The 3,660-nt window shown below is 69.1% G+C and carries 3 protein-coding genes and 1 pseudogene; 1 reads left to right on the top strand and 3 read right to left on the bottom strand.

Annotated elements, in window-relative coordinates; all coding sequences use genetic code 11:
- Positions 1-58: 58 nt before the first annotated feature.
- The 3 genes and pseudogenes from ACFWPJ_RS27580 to ACFWPJ_RS27570 form a co-directional block, all read right to left on the bottom strand.
- A pseudogene (locus ACFWPJ_RS27580) lies at positions 59-460 on the bottom strand (mechanosensitive ion channel family protein); the annotation flags it as partial.
- Between the two features lie 94 nt (positions 461-554).
- A complete protein-coding gene (gene prfB, locus ACFWPJ_RS27575) occupies positions 555-1,673 on the bottom strand; it encodes a peptide chain release factor 2 (RefSeq protein WP_378855624.1) in 1,119 nt (372 codons plus the stop codon).
- Between the two features lie 66 nt (positions 1,674-1,739).
- Positions 1,740-2,597: a helix-turn-helix transcriptional regulator gene (locus ACFWPJ_RS27570; protein ID WP_378855622.1), complete on the bottom strand. Its 858-nt coding sequence runs from the start codon at positions 2,595-2,597 to the stop codon at positions 1,740-1,742.
- Between the two features lie 141 nt (positions 2,598-2,738).
- Here ACFWPJ_RS27570 and ACFWPJ_RS27565 point away from each other — a divergent pair, with 141 nt between their 5' ends.
- Positions 2,739-3,329, top strand: a complete 591-nt coding sequence (locus ACFWPJ_RS27565; protein ID WP_378855620.1) for an NADPH-dependent FMN reductase — start codon at positions 2,739-2,741, stop codon at positions 3,327-3,329.
- Positions 3,330-3,660 lie beyond the last annotated feature (331 nt).

Here is a 3,660-nt window from a genome sequence, read left to right as displayed (position 1 = left end):
ACACAGAGTTTTATTGGGGTGGGGGGGGAGCTGTGTTGTTTAAAAGCGACAGGTCCGGGCGTTCGGTGATGAGGAAGAACCCGGCCAGGATGTCCTGGACGATCCGCTGGGCGCCGAAACCGAGCGCGGCGCCGAGCACCGCCGCCGGAGCGACCAGACCCGTCACCGCGAAGCCGAGTCTACGCAGCACCTCCATGCCGACCAGCACGTAGACGATGGTCAGCACCACCCATGTGATGACCTGGGCCAATGCGTGTCGGTGCTTGGCGGCTTCGGTGCGGACCAGCGCGTCGCTCGAGTGGAAACCGGCGTCGATCTTGGTGGTCACCCGGTCGCGGACGAACGCGGCGAACCGGCCGAAGAGCATCGCGCCGACGATCAGCAGGACGATCTCGAGGCCGCTCGACCGCAGCCACCCGGTGATCTCCGGGGCCGTGTTGATCGCGAGGACGGCGCTCATCGCCTAGCCCCGGCCGAGAGTCGACGGGGCTTGCGATGGCACGGTACCGGTTCGCTCGAACACACACCGAAAGGTTACAGCGGGGTCTCGGTGGTTACACGTCGGCCTGTTCCCGCATGCGCCAACGGATTCCGGATTCGATGAAGCCGTCGATGTCGCCGTCGAGCACCGCCGAGGGGTTGTTCACCTCATAGTTGGTGCGCAGGTCCTTGACCATCTGGTACGGGTGCAGGACGTAGGAACGCATCTGGTTGCCCCACGACGCGCCCTCGTTGGTCTTGAGCGCGTCCATCTGCGCGCGCTCTTCCTGGCGCTTGCGCTCGAGCAGCTTGGCCTGCAGCACGCGCATGGCCGAGATCTTGTTCTGCAGCTGCGACTTCTCGTTCTGGCAGGTCACCACGATGCCGGTCGGGATGTGGGTCAGGCGGACCGCGGAGTCGGTGGTGTTGACGCTCTGACCACCCGGACCCGAGGAGCGGTACACGTCGACGCGGACCTCGCCCTCGGGGATCTCGATGTGGTCGGTGGTCTCGACCACCGGCAGCACCTCGACCTCGGCGAAGGAGGTCTGGCGGCGGCCCTGGTTGTCGAACGGGCTGATCCGGACGAGCCGGTGCGTGCCCATCTCCACCGACAGCGTGCCGTAGGCATACGGCGACTTCACCGCGAAGGTGGCGCTCTTGATGCCCGCTTCTTCGGCGTAGGAGGTGTCGTAGACCTCGACGACGTACTTGTGCCGCTCGGCCCAGCGGATGTACATGCGCATCAGCATCTGGGCCCAGTCCGCGGCGTCGACGCCACCGGCGCCGGAGCGGATGTTGACCAGCGCGTCACGCTTGTCGTACTCGCCCGAGAGCAGGGTGCGCACCTCCATCGCCTCGATGTCGACGCGCAGCGCGGCGCGCTCGTTGTCGGCGTCGGCGGTGGCTTCCTCGGCGGCCTTGCCCTCTTCGGACTCGGCCAATTCGTAGAGCACCGGCAGGTCTTCCAGGCGCTGGCGCAGTTCCTCGACGCGGCGCAGCTCGCTCTGGGCGTGCGAGAGCTCGCTGGTCACCTGCTGGGCGTGGTCCTGGTTGTTCCACAGCTCGGGATCGGACGCCTGGTGCTCGAGCTCGTCGATGCGCCGACGTAGCTCCTCGACATCGAGGACCGACTCGACCGTCTTGAGCGTGGTGTCGAGTTCGGCGAGGTCGGCGATAACGTCAGGATGCACGATTCCCAAGGTTACCGGTCGGCTCCGACACGGGGAAACACGCGCACCCGCCAGGGCCCGCGCGGGTCAGCTCGCGATGGCGCGCAGGCCGCCGGGGTGCCGCCCGACCAGACGGTCCAGCGCGGTCGCGCTCGCCTCGTCGGCGGGCAGCAGGACATACAGCGACTGGTCGTCGTCGATGGACAGATCCAGCGATTCGTAGGCCAGGCGCAGCGTGCCCGCCTCGGGATGGCTGATCCGGTTGATCCCGCCCGACGGCGGCAACCCGGGCAGCGCGGCCAGCCGATCGGTGAAGGCGCTACCCGCGGTGACGGTGAGCTCGTCGACCAGCGCGGCGACCATCGGGTCGGCGCGGAACGGACCCTGCTTGAGCGAGGCGACCAGCTTGTCGGCCGCGGAATCCCAGTCCGGGTACAGCTCGCGCGCACCGGGATGGGTGAAGACGAACCGGGCGACATTGGCCGGCTCGCCCTGCTCGAACAGGCCGCTCGGCGCCATCAGCTTGCGGTAGCCCTCGGTGCAGGCCAGGACCTCGGTGAAGCGGTTGGTGATCGCGGCGGGCGCGGGTTCGAGCTGGTCGAGGATCGCGCGGATCGTCGGCCGGACGGTGCGGTTCGGGCCGTTCTCGGCGGCACCGCAGCTGAAACCGGACATGCCCTTGGTGAGCTGGTGCAGGTGCACGCGTTCGCGGGGGCTCAGCCGCAGCGTGTCGGCCAGCGCGGACAGCACCGGCGGGGAGGGATGCCGGTCGCGGCCCTGTTCGAGCCGGATCAGGTACTCCACGCTCACCCCGGCCAGCATCGCCACCTCGGCGCGGCGCAGTCCCGGCGTGCGCCTGCGCTGACCCGCGGGCAGCCCGACCTCGGCGGGGGAGACCGCCTCGCGGCGCGTACGCAGGAACAGCCCGAGTTCGTTGTCGCTCACCTGATCGACGGTACCCAGCCGCGCGGCGCCGAGAGTGGCCGTGCCACTACCACTCTCAGGGTGGTCTCCCTGACAGGTTCGGGGCGGGTGAATGTTGACGCATCGGCCGAACAGGCCGGAGCAACGACAGAGGAGGACACCATGTCCGCACAGCGACTGAAGCTCGCGATCATCATCGGCAGCGTCCGCGAGGGGCGGTTCGGCCCGGTGGTCGCGAACTGGTTCGCACAGCAGGTTGACGATCGCTTCGAGGTCGATGTCATCGACCTGGCCGAGGCCGAGCTGCCCGCCGCGCTGCCGCCGGTGCCGCCCGCGGTCGACCTCGACATGCCGCGTCCGGCCGGCATGAGCGATCTCACCGAGCGGCTGGCCGCCGCCGACGCCTATGTCGTGGTCACGCCCGACTACAACCGCAGCTACCCGGCCGCTCTGAAGTCGGCCATCGACTGGCATTACACCCAGTGGGACGCCAAGTCCATCGGCTTCGTCGGCTACAGCGGTGGCTCCGGCGGCCTGCTGGCCATCGAGCACCTGCGCCAGGTGTTCAACGAGCTCAACGCCCATACCGTGCGCAATTACGTCTCGTTCCCGCGCTACTACATGCTCTTCGACGAGAACGGTGAGCTGCGTGAGCCCGCGGGGTTCGAGGCGGAGGCGCGGGCGCTGCTCGACCAGTTGCACTGGTGGACAAGCGCTCTGGTGGCAGCACGGTCGGCCGCGGTCACCGCCTGAGTCCGTCGCCAGGGCGGATCACCTGGCCGGGATCGCCCGCTTTCCACCAAACCCGGCCACGCACGCCCCGACCTCGAGCGCGCCAGCGCTCCAAAAAACACAGGCCCGCGACCGCGAGTACGCCGGCGTTGCAAATACACTTTCCGAGTGGCTGCCTACTCCGCTGACCTGGACCTTGCCCTCCGACTGGCCGACGAGGCCGACGCGATCTCGCGGGTGCGTTTCGGCGCGGGGGGCCCTGGAGTGAGTCGGGCAACCCGCCCTCCACCCCGGGGCGGGGGGCGCCCCCCGCGGACGGGGGGGCGCCGCCCCACCGCGGGCCCCGCGCGCG

Source organism: Nocardia sp. NPDC058497 (assembly GCF_042720195.1).
GTDB lineage: Bacteria > Actinomycetota > Actinomycetes > Mycobacteriales > Mycobacteriaceae > Nocardia.
This window is presented reverse-complemented; position numbering and strand designations above follow the sequence as displayed.